This is a genomic window from Streptomyces sp. NPDC050738, from assembly GCF_040654175.1.
Lineage (GTDB): Bacteria > Actinomycetota > Actinomycetes > Streptomycetales > Streptomycetaceae > Streptomyces.
Genome location: NZ_JBFAHN010000006.1, coordinates 159,690 through 175,098, shown reverse-complemented (window position 1 = coordinate 175,098; position 15,409 = coordinate 159,690). Strand labels below are relative to the sequence as shown.

At 70.5% G+C, this 15,409-nt stretch carries 13 protein-coding genes and 3 pseudogenes; 7 read left to right on the top strand and 9 right to left on the bottom strand.

Features of this window, described 5'->3' with window-relative positions:
- Nucleotides 1-39: 39 nt before the first annotated feature.
- The 3 genes from AB0H78_RS17685 to AB0H78_RS17675 all read right to left on the bottom strand — a co-directional run bounded on the left by AB0H78_RS17685 (nt 40) and on the right by AB0H78_RS17675 (nt 3,896).
- Nucleotides 40-1,869 (bottom strand): glycoside hydrolase family 18 chitinase, encoded by a 1,830-nt coding sequence (locus tag AB0H78_RS17685; protein WP_363235320.1) that lies wholly within the window; start codon nt 1,867-1,869, stop codon nt 40-42.
- 192 nt (nt 1,870-2,061) lie between these two features.
- Nucleotides 2,062-2,715 (bottom strand): response regulator transcription factor, encoded by a 654-nt coding sequence (locus tag AB0H78_RS17680; RefSeq protein ID WP_363235319.1) that lies wholly within the window; start codon nt 2,713-2,715, stop codon nt 2,062-2,064.
- A complete protein-coding gene (locus AB0H78_RS17675; protein WP_363235318.1) occupies nt 2,712-3,896 on the bottom strand; it encodes a histidine kinase in 1,185 nt (394 codons plus the stop codon). Before AB0H78_RS17675 ends, AB0H78_RS17680 begins: the two co-directional genes overlap by 4 nt.
- Nucleotides 3,897-4,048: 152 nt before the next feature.
- On the opposite strand from AB0H78_RS17675, the gene AB0H78_RS17670 reads away from it, so the two are divergent.
- Nucleotides 4,049-4,591: a hypothetical protein gene (locus AB0H78_RS17670; protein WP_363235317.1), complete on the top strand. Its 543-nt coding sequence runs from the start codon at nt 4,049-4,051 to the stop codon at nt 4,589-4,591.
- 34 nt (nt 4,592-4,625) lie between these two features.
- On the opposite strand, the gene AB0H78_RS17665 is transcribed toward AB0H78_RS17670, so the two are convergent.
- Both AB0H78_RS17665 and AB0H78_RS17660 read right to left on the bottom strand, forming a co-directional pair.
- Nucleotides 4,626-5,213, bottom strand: a complete 588-nt coding sequence (locus tag AB0H78_RS17665; protein ID WP_363235316.1) for a cob(I)yrinic acid a,c-diamide adenosyltransferase — start codon at nt 5,211-5,213, stop codon at nt 4,626-4,628.
- 13 nt (nt 5,214-5,226) lie between these two features.
- Nucleotides 5,227-5,667: pseudogene (locus AB0H78_RS17660) on the bottom strand (ABC transporter permease); the annotation flags it as partial.
- Between AB0H78_RS17660 and AB0H78_RS17655 the strand changes: the two are divergent.
- From AB0H78_RS17655 to AB0H78_RS17640, 4 genes and pseudogenes are all read left to right on the top strand, one after another.
- Nucleotides 5,656-5,913, top strand: a pseudogene (locus AB0H78_RS17655) (TetR/AcrR family transcriptional regulator); the annotation flags it as partial. The pseudogenes AB0H78_RS17660 and AB0H78_RS17655 sit on opposite strands and share 12 nt — an antisense overlap.
- Before the next feature lie 127 nt (nt 5,914-6,040).
- Entirely contained in the window at nt 6,041-6,889 is an 849-nt protein-coding gene (locus tag AB0H78_RS17650) for a 3-hydroxyacyl-CoA dehydrogenase family protein (RefSeq protein ID WP_363235315.1), read from the top strand.
- A 143-nt stretch (nt 6,890-7,032) separates the two neighbouring features.
- The gene (locus AB0H78_RS17645) at nt 7,033-7,356 is read left to right on the top strand and encodes an STAS domain-containing protein (protein WP_363235642.1); all 324 of its coding nucleotides are present in this window, start codon (nt 7,033-7,035) and stop codon (nt 7,354-7,356) included.
- 230 nt (nt 7,357-7,586) lie between these two features.
- Nucleotides 7,587-9,114, top strand: a pseudogene (locus AB0H78_RS17640) (ATP-binding protein); the annotation flags it as partial.
- Nucleotides 9,115-10,285: 1,171 nt separating this feature from the next.
- Here AB0H78_RS17640 and nucS read toward each other — a convergent pair.
- Entirely contained in the window at nt 10,286-10,957 is a 672-nt protein-coding gene (gene nucS, locus AB0H78_RS17635) for an endonuclease NucS (RefSeq protein WP_363235314.1), read from the bottom strand.
- Between the two features lie 269 nt (nt 10,958-11,226).
- On the opposite strand from nucS, the gene AB0H78_RS17630 reads away from it, so the two are divergent.
- Complete coding sequence (locus AB0H78_RS17630; RefSeq protein WP_363235313.1) at nt 11,227-11,619, top strand: SCO5389 family protein; 393 nt, start codon at nt 11,227-11,229, stop codon at nt 11,617-11,619.
- Nucleotides 11,620-11,703: 84 nt separating this feature from the next.
- Here AB0H78_RS17630 and AB0H78_RS17625 read toward each other — a convergent pair whose 3' ends face one another.
- Nucleotides 11,704-12,729: an LLM class flavin-dependent oxidoreductase gene (locus tag AB0H78_RS17625; protein ID WP_363235641.1), complete on the bottom strand. Its 1,026-nt coding sequence runs from the start codon at nt 12,727-12,729 to the stop codon at nt 11,704-11,706.
- A 199-nt stretch (nt 12,730-12,928) separates the two neighbouring features.
- Between AB0H78_RS17625 and AB0H78_RS17620 the strand changes: the two genes are divergently transcribed.
- Complete coding sequence (locus tag AB0H78_RS17620) at nt 12,929-13,267, top strand: ATP/GTP-binding protein (protein WP_363235312.1); 339 nt, start codon at nt 12,929-12,931, stop codon at nt 13,265-13,267.
- Between the two features lie 18 nt (nt 13,268-13,285).
- Here the strand turns inward: AB0H78_RS17620 and AB0H78_RS17615 are convergent, their stop codons facing one another.
- Both AB0H78_RS17615 and AB0H78_RS17610 read right to left on the bottom strand, forming a co-directional pair.
- A complete protein-coding gene (locus tag AB0H78_RS17615; protein ID WP_363235311.1) occupies nt 13,286-14,149 on the bottom strand; it encodes an ABC transporter permease in 864 nt (287 codons plus the stop codon).
- Entirely contained in the window at nt 14,146-15,393 is a 1,248-nt protein-coding gene (locus tag AB0H78_RS17610) for an ABC transporter ATP-binding protein (protein ID WP_363235310.1), read from the bottom strand. The genes AB0H78_RS17615 and AB0H78_RS17610 overlap by 4 nt, the downstream gene beginning before the upstream one ends.
- Nucleotides 15,394-15,409 lie beyond the last annotated feature (16 nt).

The window sequence follows — 15,409 nt, the reverse complement described above, 5'->3', positions numbered from 1 at the left end:
TCTCCCCGGCTTCCGTCTGTGTGCGGCGGGCCGGTGGTGCTAGCCGATGCCGTTGCTGACCGCGGTCACCAGTTCGCCGTTGCTGGTGTCACCGCTGAACTCCCAGAAGAACGCGCCTCCCAGGCCCTGCCCCTTCGCCCAGGTCATCTTCGACGCGATGGTGGACGGCGTGTCGTAACTCCACCAGTTGGAACCGCACTTGGCGTACGCGGTGCCTGCGACCGTGCCGGTCGACGGGCAGCTGCTCTTGAGGACCTTGTAGTCCTCGATGCCCTGCTCGTACGTCCCGGGGGCGGGCCCTGTCGCCGTACCGCCGGGTGCGGCCTGGGTCACTCCGGTCCAGCCGCGGCCGTAGAAGCCGATGCCGATGAGGAGCTTGGCGGCCGGGACGCCCTTCGCCTTGTACTTGGCGATCGCGTCCGCGGTGTTGAAGCCTGCGGTCGGGATGCCGGCGTACGAGGTGAGGGGGGAGTGCGGGGCCGTGGGGCCCTGGGCTGCCCAGGCGCCGAAGAAGTCGTACGTCATCACGTTGTACCAGTTGACGTACTGGGCTGCGCCCGCGTAGTCGGCCGCGTCGATCTTGCCGTTGTCGGAACCGTCCGCGGTGACCGCTGCGGTCACCAGGTAGGAGGAGCCGAACTTGGCGCGCAGTGCGGACATGACGTTCTTGAAGGCCGCGGCGCCGCTGGTGTCACAGGAGAGGCCGCAGGCGTTGGGGTACTCCCAGTCGATGTCGATGCCGTCGAAGACATCGGCCCAGCGCGGGTCCTCGACGAGGTCGTAGCAGGACTGGGCGAAGGCGGCCGGGTTCTGGGCTGCCTGGCCAAAGCCGCCGGACCAGGTCCAGCCGCCGAAGGACCAGATCACCTTGAGGTTCGGGTGCAGCTTCTTGAGCTTGCGGAGCTGGTTGAAGCTGCCCGCCACGGGCTGGTCCCAGGTGTCGGCGACGCCGTCGACGCTGCCGGACGCGTCGTACGTCTTCTGGTAGTCGGCGTAGGCGTCGCCGATCGCGCACTTGCCGCCGGTGACGTTCCCGAAGGCGTAGTTGATGTGCGTGATCTTGGCGGCGGAGCCGGAGGTCTCCAGGTTCTTGACGTGGTAATTGCGCTGGTAGACACCCCAGTCGGTGAAGTATCCGAGCTTCACCTTGCCGCCGGGGCCGCCTCCGCCGCCGGTCGTGGTGACGGTGAGCGTGCCGGAGGAGGCGCCGACCTGATCGGCGGTGTCACGCGCCTTGACGCTGTAGGTGTACGTGGTGCCGGCGGTCAGGCCCGTGTCGTTCGCCGTCGTGCCGGTCACCGTGGCGATCTTGGTGGAGCCGCGGTAGACGTCGTAGTTCTTGATGCCCTTGTCGTCCGTCGCCGCCGACCAGTTGAGGGTCAGGGTGGTGTTGGTGACGGAGCTCGCGGTCGGAGTGCCGGGCGCGGAGGGCGGGTTGTCGCCGGGGACGGTCGTGCCGCCGTCGCAGGAGGCGCCGTTGAGCTTGCAGTTGGAGGGGGAGCCGGAGCCCGCGCCGTTGAAGCCGAAGGAGACGGAGGCGCCGGGGGCGAGTGTGCCGTTGTACGACTTGTTCTTGGCGGTCCAGTGGGTGCCGGACGAGGTGACGTCGGCGTCCCACGCCGAGGTCACCGATGTCCCGGCGGGGTAGTCCCACTCGACGGTCCAGCTGCTGATGCTGGTGGTGCCCGCGTTCTTGACGGTCCAGCCGGCGCCGAAGCCGGTGCCCCAGTCGGAGGTCTTGGCGTACGTGGCGGTCGGGCCCGCCGCCTGCGCCGGTGTGGCCAGGCCCACGGCTGCGGCGAGGGGGAGGAGGAGAGCGGTGAGGGCTGCTGCGTATCTGGAACGTCTTGATCTGAAGCGAGTGCTCAAGAGGGCTCCTCGAGTGGTGAACGGACGTGATACGGGGGGTGGGTCCGCTTGCGCACTCTGCGCCGCCCTGAGCGTGCCGTGCAGTTGATGACGACTGACTGTCATGGCCCGCTCACCGCAGTGTGTGCGGTGAGCGTAGGAAGGTCTGGACCAATCGTCAAGAGGTCCAGACCTCAGTTGTCGTGAGCTGTTTCAGAGCCCCAACTCCTGGGCCAGTACAGCTGCTTGGACTCTGCTGCGCATGTCCAGCTTGCCCAGGAGGCGGCTGACGTGGGTCTTGACCGTGGCCTCGGCCATCGAAAGACGGACCGCGATCTCCGCGTTGGACAGTCCGCAGCCCAGGCAGGCGAGGACTTCGCGTTCGCGGCGGGTCAGCGCATCCAGTACGGCGGGGTCGGGGGCGTCGGCCCGGCGCGCACGTGCGTCGGGCCGGCCGAACTCGGCGATGAGGCGGCGTGTCACGGCGGGGGCGATCAGTCCCTCGCCGCGCGCCACGGTCCGTACCGCCTCGATCAGGTCCCTGGCCTCGGTGTTCTTCAGGAGGAAACCGGAGGCGCCCGCGCGCAGCGCGCCGAAGACGTACTCGTCGAGATCGAACGTGGTCAGCACCAGCACGTCCGCGAGCTTCTCGGCGACGACCTCGCGCGTCGCCGAGACGCCGTCCAGGCGGGGCATCTGGATGTCCATCAGCACCAGATCGGGGCGGAGTTCACGCGCGAGGGCGAGGGCCTGCTCGCCGTCCGCCGCCTCCCCGACGACCTCGATGTCGGGGGCGCTGCCCAGGATGAGGACCAGTCCTGCGCGTACGGCGGACTGGTCCTCGGCCACCAGGACCCGGATCGTCATAGGGTCGAACCCCCTTCTGGTACGGGCAGTTCGGCCCGTACCTGCCAGACTTTTTCGTCGTCGCGGACCCCGGCGGCGAACTCCCCGCCGAGCAGCGCGACCCGCTCGCGCATCCCGATCAGCCCGGCGCCCGAGCCGGGTGCGCGGGGGCCCGGTCGTTCGCCGTACGGGCTGCGTACGCACACCGTGAGGGCGGCTGCCTCCCGGGTCAGGGCGACGGTGACCTCGCCCGGTGCCGCGTGCTTGAGGGCGTTGGTGAGGGACTCCTGGACGATGCGGTACGCGGCGAGCTCGACCGGGGTGGGGAGCTTCCAGGACGTGGGGCGCTCGTCGGTGAGGTGCGCGTCGAGTCCGTTCGTCCGGGCGTGGGCGATCAGGGCGTCGAGTCCGGCCAGGGTGGGGGCGGCGGCCGGCTCCTGGTCCCCGCTGCTGTCGCGCAGCAGGCCGATGAGGCGGCGCATCTCGGCGAGGCCGTCGACGCTGTTCTCGCGGATGACGGCCAGGGCGTCGCGGCTGGTCTTCGGGTCGTCGATGGAGAGCGCGGCGGTGGAGTGGATGGCGATCGCGGAGAGGTGGTTGGCCACCATGTCGTGGAGTTCGCGGGCCATCCGGGAGCGCTCGGCGAGCACGGCCTGGGTGCGGTCCATCTCGGCCAGGAGCGCGGTCTGTTCGGCCTGGAGGAGGGCCGTGTCGGCGGCCTCCCGGTGGTGGCGTACGAGAAGACCTGTGGCGGCCGGGGCGAAGGCGATGAGGCCGGTGCCGACGCCGACGAGGAGGGTGTCGGGGCTGCGGAGCCAGGCGTAGAAGCCGAGGGGCAGGGCGATGGTGAGGAGGACCGTGATGCGGGGGATGCGGCGGGCGGCGGCCGGGGTTCCGTACAGCACGGCCGCGTACATGATGTCGGTGAACATCAGGACGGTGGCGAGGTTCCCGCGGGTGAACTGGTCCGTGACCAGGGTGAGCGTGGCGAGGGACAGGGCGAGCGGCGGGGCCGTTCTGCGCAGCAGTTCCAGGGCGGACATCACGAACAGCGGGAGCAGGACCCAGACCCCGGGCAGCAGCCGGCCCGACTGGCTGTGCAGCCCGATCGCCCAGAACCCGAGACCTCCGAGAAGTCCCGCCGCGGCGATGAGGATGTCGTCGCGGTGCGGGCGGGGGAGTCGGCGGGGGCGTGGGCTCACTCCTCCATCAAACAGGGCGGGCGGTGGGCCGGCCTCCGTAACGCGGGTGAGGTGGCGCTACATCGAAGGATGCAGTGCGGATTCGTCACTGGTGAGGAGGGGTGGGCGTGCCGGGGCTGTGACGCTGGAAGGGAGAGCGAGAGGAGCGCGCCGTGATCGTCACGTTGATCGTCATCTGTGAGGTCGGATTCTGGGTGCTGCTGGCCGGCGGGCTGGCGCTCAGGTATCTGGCGAAGATGCCCAGGGCGGGGCTCGCGGTGCTGCTCTGCGAGCCGCTGCTGGAGCTGGTGCTGCTGGTGGTGACGGCGATGGACCTGAAGAACGGGGCCGAGCCGAACTGGATGCACGGGCTCGCGGCGGTCTACATCGGGTTCACCGTGGCGATGGGGCACCGGGCGGTCCGGTGGGCCGACGTGCGGTTCGCGCACCGGTTCGCGGGTGGGCCGCCGCCGGTGCAGCCGCCGAAGTACGGGGCTGCGCGGGCTGTGCGCGAGTGGCAGACGGCGGCGCGGTGGACGCTGGCTTCGGTGATCGCGATCGGGTTGCTGCAGGCCGCGGTCTGGTACGTGGGCGGGGATGGGGATGTGGCGTCGTTGCGGGCCTGGCAGGGGCGGATGCTTTTTCTGATCGGGCTGAATGTGGTGATCGCGGGGAGCTACACGGTCTTTCCCAAGCGGGGGCCCGCGGGGCGGTAGCGGGGGCGGAGGCGGGGCCCCCGCCCCCGCTTCCTCAGCGGTCTCCGCCCGGGACCCACAGGACGTCGCCGATCTCCTTGTTCGCCGTGCGGGCCAGGATGAACAGGAGGTCCGAGAGGCGGTTGAGGTAGGTGGCCGTGAGGGGGTTCATACTTCCTCCCTTTTCTCTGGCTCCGTGCACCTCCAGCGCCGACCACGTGGAGCGCTCGGCCCGTCGTACCACCGTGCATGCCTGGTGCAGCAGGGCCGCTCCGGGCGTGCCGCCGGGGAGGATGAAGCTGCGGAGCTTCTCCAGGTCCTCCAGGAAGCGGTCACAGTCCGCCTCCAGCTTGTCGATGTACGACTGCTCGACGCGCAGCGGCGGGAACTCGGGGGCCTCCACCACCGGCGTGCACAGGTCCGCGCCCACGTCGAAGAGGTCGTTCTGGACGCGGGTGAGGACCTTCACGACCTCCTCCTCCAGCGCGCCCAGGGCGATCGCCGTGCCGAGCGCCGCGTTGGCCTCGTTGGCGTCGGCGTACGCCGAGATCCTCAGATCGGTCTTGGCGGTGCGGCTCATGTCGCCCAGGGCCGTGGTGCCCTGGTCGCCGGTACGGGTGTAGATGCGCGTCAGATTGACCATGCCACCAGCGTAGTTACGCTCCGGCCCGGCGGAAGACACGTGTGCCCACCGTCACGGAGAACACGGCGAATCCGGCGGCGACCAGGACCCCGTGGAGCATCTGCGCCGTCGCGTACTCGCCGACGTACGCGCTGCGCATCGCGTCGACGAGATAGCGGAACGGCACGAAGTGCGACACCACGTCGAGCCAGGCGGGTCCCGGTGCGATCGGCAGCATCAGGCCCGACAGCAGCATCGACGGCATGGTGAACGCGTTGACCAGCGGCCCGAATCCCTGCGGCTGGTCGACCCCCATGGCCACCGCGTACGAGAGCGAGCCCAGCGAGAGCGTGAGCAGGGCCACGAACGCGAAGCCGATGAGGATGCCCGCCAGCGGGGCGCGCAGGCCCATCACCAGGGCGACCAGTACGAGCACGGCCGACTGGAGGACCAGGAGCGCGGCATCGCGCAGAAGGAGGCGCTCGCGCACCTGGAGGAAACCCTCCGCGAGGAGGTCGGGGCGGAAGAGGACGACCCCATGCCGGCGCTCGTGGCCGGACAGATCAACTGGGTGCACTCCACCCTGGCCGCCTTCATCGGGCGCCGGGCGGTCGCCGGCCATCCCCTCGACGAGGTCTCCCGCGACGCGCTCGGCCTCCTCGACGAGATGGAGGAACTGCTGAGCGAAAAGGTGCTCAACTACGCAGTCCGTGGCGCGTGATGAGGATGTCCGGTGTGATGTCCGTCATCTGAGACGTGACGCGCATCTCCAAACGGCCCCAAGGCGCTTCCTGGCCGATAGCCTCCGGCCAGAGCCGTAGTAAGGAATTCGTCAAAGGGGTACGCACGTGGCCAGGAAGCTCGCCGTCATCGGCGCCGGACTCATGGGGTCCGGTATCGCACAGGTCTCGGCGCAGGCCGGCTGGGACGTCGTACTGCGCGATGTGACGGATGCGGCACTGACCCGTGGCACGGACGGCATCAAGGCCAGTTACGACCGCTTCGTCGCCAAGGGGAAGCTGGACGCGGCCGACGCGGAAGCGGCGCTGTCCCGTATCACCACGAGCACCGAACTCGACGCGGTCGCCGACGCCGACATCGTCGTCGAAGCGGTCTTCGAGAAGCTCGAGGTCAAGCACGAGATCTTCCGCGCGCTCGACAAGATCGTGCGGGACGACACCGTCCTCGCCTCCAACACCTCCGCCATCCCGATCACGAAGATCGCGGCCGTGACGGAGCGTCCGGAGCGCGTCGTCGGTGCGCACTTCTTCTCGCCGGTGCCGATGATGCAGCTCTGCGAGCTGGTGCGCGGCTACAAGACGAGTGACGAAACCCTCGCCACCGCACGGGAGTTCGCCGAATCCGTGGGCAAGACCTGCATCGTGGTCAACCGTGATGTGGCCGGCTTCGTGACCACCCGGCTGATCTCGGCCCTCGTGGTGGAGGCGGCCAAGCTGTACGAGTCGGGCGTCGCCAGCGCGGAAGACATCGACATCGCCTGCAAGTTGGGCTTCGGACACGCGATGGGCCCCCTCGCCACCGCCGACCTGACGGGCGTCGACATCCTGCTGCACGCCACCAGCAACATCTACACGGAATCCCAGGACGAGAAGTTCGCACCCCCCGAGCTGATGCGCCGGATGGTGGACGCGGGCGATATCGGCCGCAAAAGCGGGCAGGGCTTCTACAAGCACTAGGCATTTGTCGCCCAGGGGTCACCCCCAAGGGTGAATTCGGTATCAGTTCGCTTACAGACGGCAACTTCTCCGCCTGCGGGGCAGTCAGTTCAGTGTCATACGTGAAAGACGTGAATCGCGCGGAGCACTCCCGGGGAGTTCATATGCACATCAAGGGCGACCATGCCGAGCTGGTCGTCGGGGGCCGCCTCGACGTCCGCAGCGCGGCGGACGCCCGTACGGTCCTGCACACGGCCGTCGACGACGGAGCCGGCGACCTCGTGCTCGACCTGACCGAGCTGGACTCCTGGGATGCGACCGGACTGGGCGTGATCATGGGCGCCCACCGGCGGGCCGGACGGTGCGGTCGGCGACTGGTGCTCCGTGGCGTACCGCCACAGATGCAGCGCCTTTTGGTGGCGACCCGGCTGCACCGCATTCTGGCCATCGAGGGCGGAATCGTCGCAGAGGCACTTCCTCGGGTGTGACGTCTGTGGAGGGAGTGTGAGGATGGGATTCCTCGCGCAATCCTCACGAAGCTGTGACGTCTTGGACGGCCCGGCACCCCGCGTGCTCGTGGATACTGTGCGAAGGTTTAGGGTTCGCTCGCCCACCGATTGACGCAACCCATGTGGTGGGCACCGGACCAGAAGCGACAGCGCGATGTGCGAGGCCGGGAGGGGCAACCGCACGCAGCGCCATCTGGGGGGCTTTGACCATGGACCCGATAAACCGGGGACCCGAAGATTACGGTCACGACAACAACGACTACAGCGACGGACGCGGTGAAGGCCCACGGCCGCAGCGACCGCCGCGCGATGCTCTGACACCCGATCTCGGGCAGCCGTCATCGGCTGCGCCCGTACGTACGGTCCAGCTCGTGACCGGTGACTTCCTGCTCACCGTCAACCCCGTGGACGGCAGCGAGATAGAGCCCTGCCCACCGGGGGAGCAGCCCGCCCGGCCGGTGCGCCACCGCACCGACGAGCGCGCGGAGCTGCTGCGTGCGGCGAAGCCGCCGCTGCCGCCGGGTCCGCTCGCGCCCGAACTCCCGCTGCTGGAGCGGCAGGAGGAGCGTGAGCGCCTGGTTCGGCTGCTGGCGCGCGGACGCTCCGTACGGCTGACGGGACCCGGCGGCTCGGGACGCACCGCGCTGCTCGACGCCGTCGCGGACGACTGTGCCGAGCTGGCGCCGGACGGTGTCGTACGGCTCTCGGGCTATCACCGGACCCCCGCCGATCTGCTGCACGATCTGTTCGCCGCCGTGTTCAGCGCGCCGATGCACCGGCCCGACCGCGGTGAACTGCTCGACCTGGTCCATCAGATCGGCGCCGTCGTCGTCCTGGACGACCTGGAGTTCGGCGGCAGCGCGCTGGACGAGCTCCTCGACGCCACACCCGAGTGCGCCTTCCTGCTCTCCGCCACACCCGGGACCGCCGCCCCGTCCGACGACTCGCACCTGGAAGAGGTCTTCCTCGGCGGGCTCGGCCGCAGCGCCTCGCTGGAGCTCCTGGAGCGTGCCGTCGAGCGGCCGCTCACCGACGAGGAGGCCAACTGGGCGGGCGACCTCTGGTTCGAATCCGAGGGGCTGCCGCTGCGCTTCGTACAGGCGGGTGCGCTGCTGCGCCAGCGCGATCAGCTGCGGATCGATCCCAGCGCGTTCGACTCTTACGGGTACTTCGACGGGCAGCCGGTTGACGCTGCTTTCGGGGCCGAGGAAGCGCACGAGCTCCCGCTGCCTTCACTGGGCGAGGGCGCGGCCCCCGCGGCTCTGCTCGCCTCACGGCTCAGCGAGTCCGCGCAGGCGACCCTGCACTTCGCGGTGGCGCTCGGCGGCGAAGTCCCGCACCAGGCGCATCTGCCGGCGCTGGTGGGGGACACGCACGCGGATGCCGCGCTGGGCGAGCTGGCCCACAGCGGTCTGCTCTCCGCGGTCGGTGGGCGCTACCGGCTGGCCGCCGGTGTCGTACAGCAGCTGGAGTCCGCCGGGTACGCGGAGGGGGGGGGCGGCCGCGCCCCCCCCCCCGCCCCGCCCGACGCCAGGTGGGCGGGGCGGGCCGCGGGGCGGGGCGCGCGGGGCGGGCGCGGCGGGGGCCCCCCCCCGCGGCGGGGGGCGGGGGGGGGGGGGGCGGGGGGCCCCCCCCCCCCCCCACGCCGCCGCCCAGCACTACGCCTGGTGGGCGGGGCACCCCTCGGTGACGGCCGAGCGGGCCGCCGCCGAGGCCGACGCCCTGCTGGCCGCGCTCACCGCTCTGGTGACCGCGGGCGAGACGGAGTACGCGGGCACCGGGGTGCAGCTGGCCCGCAGCGCGGCTCCGGCCTTCGCCGCGGGTCTGCACTGGGGCGCCTGGGAGCGGTCGCTGCGGACCGGCCAGGAGGCGGCCCGGATCTCCGGTGACGTCGGTGACGAGGCGTACTTCCACCACGAGTTGGGGGTGCTGGCGCTCTGCACCGGGAACATCGACCGGGCGCGCGCCGAGCTGGAGGCGTCGATCGCGATGCGCGGCGCCCTCGCCGACAAGCGCGGCACGGTCGCGGGACGCAGGGCGCTCGCTCTGGTCGCCGACCGGTCCGGCTCCGGGGGCTTCGCGCTCGAAGGCCGTACGCCCGCGGGGGAAGAGGTCCCGGCGGCGCGCTACGAGGAGTCGGCCTCGCCGCCCGGCGGCGTACCGGCAGCCGTACCGCCCCTGCCGCAGGGGCCGTCGGAGAACGAGACGGTGGTCACCCGGCGGACCACACCGGTCGGCGGCGCACCCGTGCGCCGTTCGGTGCTCCGCGGTGCGCGGCGCAACGTGGTGGCCGCGGGGGCGGGCGCTCTGCTCGCCGCCGTGCTCGGCACCGTGGTGACGCTCGGCGCGACGTCGGGCAACGGCGACAAGCCCCCCGAGAAGGGCGGCAACGGCCAGACGGTCCAAGAGGGCGACAACCAGGACGGGCTGGACGCGGACACTCCGTCCGACGGGTCCACCACCCGGCCGGGCGGCGGTGCGACCGGAGGCACCGGCGGCAATTCGGCCGATCCTTCGCAGCCCGCCCCGGGCACTTCGGGCTCCGGCTCGACGCCGGGAGCGAGTTCCGATCCGGGCACGTCGGGCAAGCCGAGCACTCCGGGCAAGCCGACGTCGCCGGGCAAGACCACCAAGCCGGGTTCGCCGACGCCGAAGCCGACCACCTCCAAGCCGTCCACCCCACCCACGACGCCGCCGACGACCCCTCCGACGACGCCGCCCACGACCCCGCCTACGACGCCCCCGACGACTCCGTCCACCTCGACCTCGGCCTCCGGATCGACCGGGCCGACCATCGTGCCGACGAAGTCCACGAGCGCCCCGGCAACGAAAACGCCGGTCAGTACCGCACCGACCACCGGCGCGAGCCAGGGGACGGTGCCGGCCTGACCGGCGTCGTAACGGAAACTCAGAACAGCCGAAGCTTGTCGTCCTCGATGCCGCGCATCGCGTCGTAGTCGAGGACGACACAGCCGATCCCGCGGTCCGTGGCCAGCACCCGCGCCTGCGGCTTGATCTCCTGGGCCGCGAACACGCCCTTGACCGGGGCGAGATGGGGGTCGCGGTTCAGCAGTTCCAGGTACCTGGTCAACTGCTCGACACCGTCGATGTCGCCGCGCCGCTTCAGCTCCACGGCGACGGTCCCGCCGTCCGCGTCCCGGCACAGGATGTCGACCGGGCCGATCGCCGTCATGTACTCGCGGCGGATCAGCGTGTGGCCCTCGCCGAGGATCTCGATCCGGTCGGCGAGCAGCTCCTGAAGGTGCGCTTCCACGCCGTCCTTGATGAGCCCCGGGTCGATGCCCAGCTCGTGCGAGGAGTCGTGGAGGACTTCCTCCATCGTGATGATGAGCTTCTCGCCCGCCTTGTTGATGACGGTCCACACACCGGCGTCGTCCCCCGAACCCTCCTTCAGGGTGCACGGCGGCGACATCCAGTTGAGGGGCTTGTAGGCCCGGTCGTCGGCGTGGATGGAGACACTTCCGTCCGCCTTGACCAGGATCAGGCGCGGTGCGGAGGGCAGATGGGCGGTGAGGCGGCCCGCGTAGTCGACGGAGCAGCGGGCGATGACGAGACGCATGGTCGGCAACGCTACTCGACGCGTGGGGGTGCACGCGATTCGCCCGTCCCGCGACGGCCGCCGCCGCCGACCGAGCTTTTTCGGGCCGCACCATATTTCCCGTACGACCCCGTTCGTTATTGGCCGGTTGTGTGCCCATTCTTCTGGTGCGGCCGGGGTTGCGCGCTTACCGTGGAAGCTGGAGGTCGCCGCGCGTGCACGCTGCGTCGTCGAACTCTTCCCTGCCCGTAAGGCCCCGTGCATGTCGCGGGGCCGCGAGAGGAGAACCCATGTCGCTCGACGTCTCACCGGCCCTACTCGAACAGGCCGAGCGAGGCGAGGTCAGCGAAGCCGACTTCGTTGACTGCGTCCGGACCTCCCTGCCCTACGCATGGGAGATGATCAGCTCTCTGGTGGCTCAACTGAAGGTTGACGGCGGCGAGTTCGCTGACAATCAGACGCCGCCGCCCAACGAGCAGGCGCGCGGCCAGCTGCTGCGCGCTCTTGCGAGTGATGCGATACGAGGTGCGCTTCAGCGCCACTTCGGAGTGCGACTGGCATTCCAGAACTGCCACCGTGTGGCGGTTTTCCCGCTGGACTCCTCGGTCGACGAGCGGCTCGCCCGCTTCACCTCGATACGCGGCCAGCTGCTGAACCAGTCGCCCGAACTCCGGGACTGCTGAAGCATTGAGCTGCCGCTCCGCATCGCGGGAGGTGTACTGATGTGGGGCGGCGGCACCCGGCAGGTTGACCGAGGCGGGTTGCAACTAGCCGATGAGCGGCAGGACTTCGGCCCCCAGGCGCCGTACATTCTCCTCTGTGGCGGCCACGTCGCCCGACCCCTCGACGAGCAGTGCGAAGCGCGTGATGCCGGTCTTCTCGGCCGTGGCCGCGATCCTGTCGGCGGCCAGTGCGGGAGTGCCCACCGGGTGCAGCCCGCAGAGCATTTCCGTGTACGCGACCGGGTCGCGCATCGCGCGGTGGCGGCCGTCGACCGTCACATGGGCGTCGAGCCCCTGCTTCAGCCAGCCGGGCATCGCCTTCAGCAGCGTCTCCGCCGCCTCCGCCGGACGGTCCGCGATCTGCGCCACGCCCGCCGACACATGGGCGCCGTCGGGGCAGTGGCCCGCCTCACGGGCCACGCGGCGCCACAGGGCGACCATCTGGGCCTTCTCCTCGTCGTTGCTGTGCATCCCGAGCAGCATCGGGAGTCCGCGCTCCGCGGCGAGCTTCACGCTCTTCGGCGACGTACAGGCGACGACGACTTCCGGACCTTCGGCGTCGGCGCCCGGTCCGAGCACTTCGCCCGCCCTCGGGACGACGGAGACCTCGCGGAAGGCGAACCGCTCGCCCTCGGCGGACACCCGGGGTTCGCGCAGCCACCGCAGCAACAGGTCGAGGGATTCCGGGAAGCCGCTCTCGTACGCCTCGAGTCCCGCGCCGAAGACCTCCAGGTCCACCCAGGGCCCGCCGCGTCCCACGCCGAGGCTGAAGCGGCCCCCGGACGCGATGTGGAGAAGCGCCGCCTGCTCGCCGAGCGCGACCGGGTGCGCGCTGGGCAGCACGCTCACCGCCGTACCGACGCGGATCCTGGACGTACGGCCCAGCACGAGCGCGGCCAGCGTGACGGCGGAGGGACACACGCCGTACGGAACGAAGTGATGCTCCGCCAGCCAGACCGAATCCAGCCCGCACTCCTCGGCGACCTCGGCGGACCGCAGCGCGCGGTGCAGCGACTCCCCCTGTCCCTGTCCCGGGAACTGAGCTGCCAGTACAAAGGCCCCCACACGCATGGCCATCCGCCTCCCTGCGGCCGACGCGGCACTCTCCACTACTGGCAATAACGTCTGACACGTGCCAAAGGCACGGCCTACGCGCGAGTAATTGTGATTGTCCGCCAAGTGGGGTCCCGTGCTGGGGCGAATACCCTCTTCCGCTCCCCGTAGGCTGGGATGTGAGAGAAAGTGTCCGTTCTGCCCCGTGAGGTGTCACGTGTCTCCGCGCCGCAACCGCCCCAGTGGGGGCGAGAGTCCGAGTGAACCTTCCGACGGAGGAGGGGGAGCGGGCCCCGACCGCTTCGGGTTGCAGCGCACCGAGTCCTGGCAGGGCGAGGAGTGGCTCGTGCGCATGGTCAGCGGCGCCGCCGCCGCGGGCAAGCGCTATCGCTGCCCTGGTTGCGATCAGGAGATCCCCTCGGGCGTCCCGCATGTGGTGGCCTGGCCGGAGTACGGCGGAGTGGACGACCGCAGGCACTGGCACAAGGCCTGCTGGAACGCGAAGGACCGCCGCACCTCGAAGGTGCAGCGGTCCCGTAACGCGCCTCGTTACTGAGGGAGTTGGCCGGCCGGCTCAGACGTCGCGCTTGCTCAGCAGCGCGAAGGAACCGGCGACCGCGGCCACGGTGACCACGGCCAGCAGGGCGAGCTGCTTCATGCCGTTGCCGGCCTGGTCGCCGTCGCCCGCCAGGCCGAAGAGCATGACGATCGAAGTCGGGGCGTTGTACTCCATGAGCTTGTCGGCGATCGGCCGAAGGCTCTCCGAGATCCCGAGGATCGGGCCCAGGATCGACGGCAGCAGCACCAGGCCGAGCATCGCGGTGATCGCGCCCGCCGAGTGCCGCAGCATCGAGCCGACGGCGATTCCGAGCAGGCCGAGCAGCGAGACGTAGAGCGAGGCGCCCAGAAGGCTGCGCATCAGCTCCCCGCCGGTGGGGGAGCTGGCGCCGCTGTGGAGCCCGGCGGTGACCAGACCGACCAGACCAATGGCGATGAACAGGGCGGAGTAGGAGAGACCGAAGAAGACGATCATCTTCGCCGCGAGGACGCGCCACCGCTGCGGGGATGCGGTGAAGGTCGTACGGATCATGCCGGTGCCGTACTCGGAGGAGACCACCAGTACGCCCAGCGTGATGATGCAGATCTGCCCGAGCAGCAGACCGAAGACCGCGGGCGCGGTGAACGGGGCGTCGGAAAAGTCCGCGTCGTCGAACTGGAAGGCGACCAGCACGCCGATCCCGACGACCAGGCCGAACATCACGCCGAGCGTCCAGATCGTGGAGCGGACGGTACGGATCTTCGTCCACTCGGAGGCGAGCGCGTGGCCCAGGTGCGTGGAGCGCACCGGGATCGGCGAGGTGTAGCCACCACCGGCCATCGGTTGCTGCTGCTGGTACGGGGCCGGGGCCTGGGCCGGGGGCGGGGTCGGGGCGGTCATCGGGCGTCCTCGGGCTTGGTCAGGTCGGAGGGTGCGGGGGCCTCGGCGGGCGGCGCTTCGGCAGGCGGGGCGACGGGCGCGAGGTGCATGGTGGGGGCGGATGCGGGGGGCGCGGGCTGCGCAGGGGCCGGCGCGAGCTGCATCGTGGGCATGGGGGCCGGGGCCGCCGCGTACGGGTTCTGACCCGGTGCGGCCTGGCCCGGCTGCTGGCCGGGCGGCGGCGGGGGATACCAGCCGGGCTGCGGCTGCTGGCCCACGGGCTGCGGCGGTGCGTATCCGTAACCCTGCTGCTGCGGGACCGGCTGCTGCAGGCCCGCGCGCTGGTCCACCGTCGAGCGGTAGTCCACGGCGCCCTGCGTCATCCGCATGTACGCCTCCTCCAGCGACGCCTGGTGCGGGGAGAGCTCCCAGAGGCGTACGTCCGCCTCGTGCGCCAGATCGCTGATCCTGGGCAGCGGCAGCCCGGTCACCCGCAGCCCGCCGTCCTGCTCGGGCATGACATGGCCGCCGGCCTCCGTGAGCGCGGCCGAGAGCTTCTCGCGCTGCTCCGGCTCGGTCTGCGGGGTGCGGACGCGCGCGAAGTCGGCGGAGTTGGCCGAGATGAAGGCGCCGACACTCATGTCGGAGAGCAGCTGGCCGCGCCCGATCACGATGAGGTGGTCGGCGGTGAGTGCCATCTCGCTCATGAGGTGCGAGGAGACGAAGACCGTACGGCCCTCGGCGGCAAGGGACTTCATGAGGTTGCGGACCCAGAGGATGCCTTCGGGGTCGAGACCGTTGACCGGCTCGTCGAAGAGCAGCACCTGCGGGTCGCCGAGCAGCGCGGCAGCGATGCCCAGACGCTGGCCCATGCCGAGCGAGAAGCCCTTGGAGCGCTTGCGGGCGACCTCCTGCAGACCCACGACGCCCAGCACCTCGTCGACGCGGCGGGCCGGGATACCGGAGAGCTGCGCCAGACACAGCAGGTGGCTGCGCGCGCTGCGCCCGCCGTGCACGGCTTTGGCGTCCAGCAGGGCGCCGACCTGGCGCGGTGCGTTCGGCAGCTTGCGGAAGGGGTGACCGCCGATGGTCACATGGCCCGAGGTGGGCTCGTCGAGCCCCAGGATCATGCGCATGGTGGTGGACTTGCCGGAGCCGTTGGGGCCCAGGAAGCCGGTCACGGTTCCTGGGCGCACCTGGAAGGAAAGGTTGTACACGGCTGTCTTGGCGCCATAGCGCTTCGTCAGGCCGACTGCCTCGATCATTCTCCAGCCCCATCGA

What these genes read in the sequence shown, in the direction of transcription:
- AB0H78_RS17625 (WP_363235641.1), bottom strand. Translation starts at nt 12,729, where the DNA reads ATGCGTGTGGGGGCCTTTGTACTGGCAGCTCAGTTCCCGGGACAGGGA.
- AB0H78_RS17665 (WP_363235316.1), bottom strand. Translation starts at nt 5,213, where the DNA reads ATGGTCAATCTGACGCGCATCTACACCCGTACCGGCGACCAGGGCACC.
- nucS (WP_363235314.1), bottom strand. Translation starts at nt 10,957, where the DNA reads ATGCGTCTCGTCATCGCCCGCTGCTCCGTCGACTACGCGGGCCGCCTC.
- AB0H78_RS17610 (WP_363235310.1), bottom strand. Translation starts at nt 15,393, where the DNA reads ATGATCGAGGCAGTCGGCCTGACGAAGCGCTATGGCGCCAAGACAGCC.
- AB0H78_RS17645 (WP_363235642.1), top strand. Translation starts at nt 7,033, where the DNA reads ATGCACATCAAGGGCGACCATGCCGAGCTGGTCGTCGGGGGCCGCCTC.
- AB0H78_RS17630 (WP_363235313.1), top strand. Translation starts at nt 11,227, where the DNA reads ATGTCGCTCGACGTCTCACCGGCCCTACTCGAACAGGCCGAGCGAGGC.
- AB0H78_RS17615 (WP_363235311.1), bottom strand. Translation starts at nt 14,149, where the DNA reads ATGACCGCCCCGACCCCGCCCCCGGCCCAGGCCCCGGCCCCGTACCAG.
- AB0H78_RS17680 (WP_363235319.1), bottom strand. Translation starts at nt 2,715, where the DNA reads ATGACGATCCGGGTCCTGGTGGCCGAGGACCAGTCCGCCGTACGCGCA.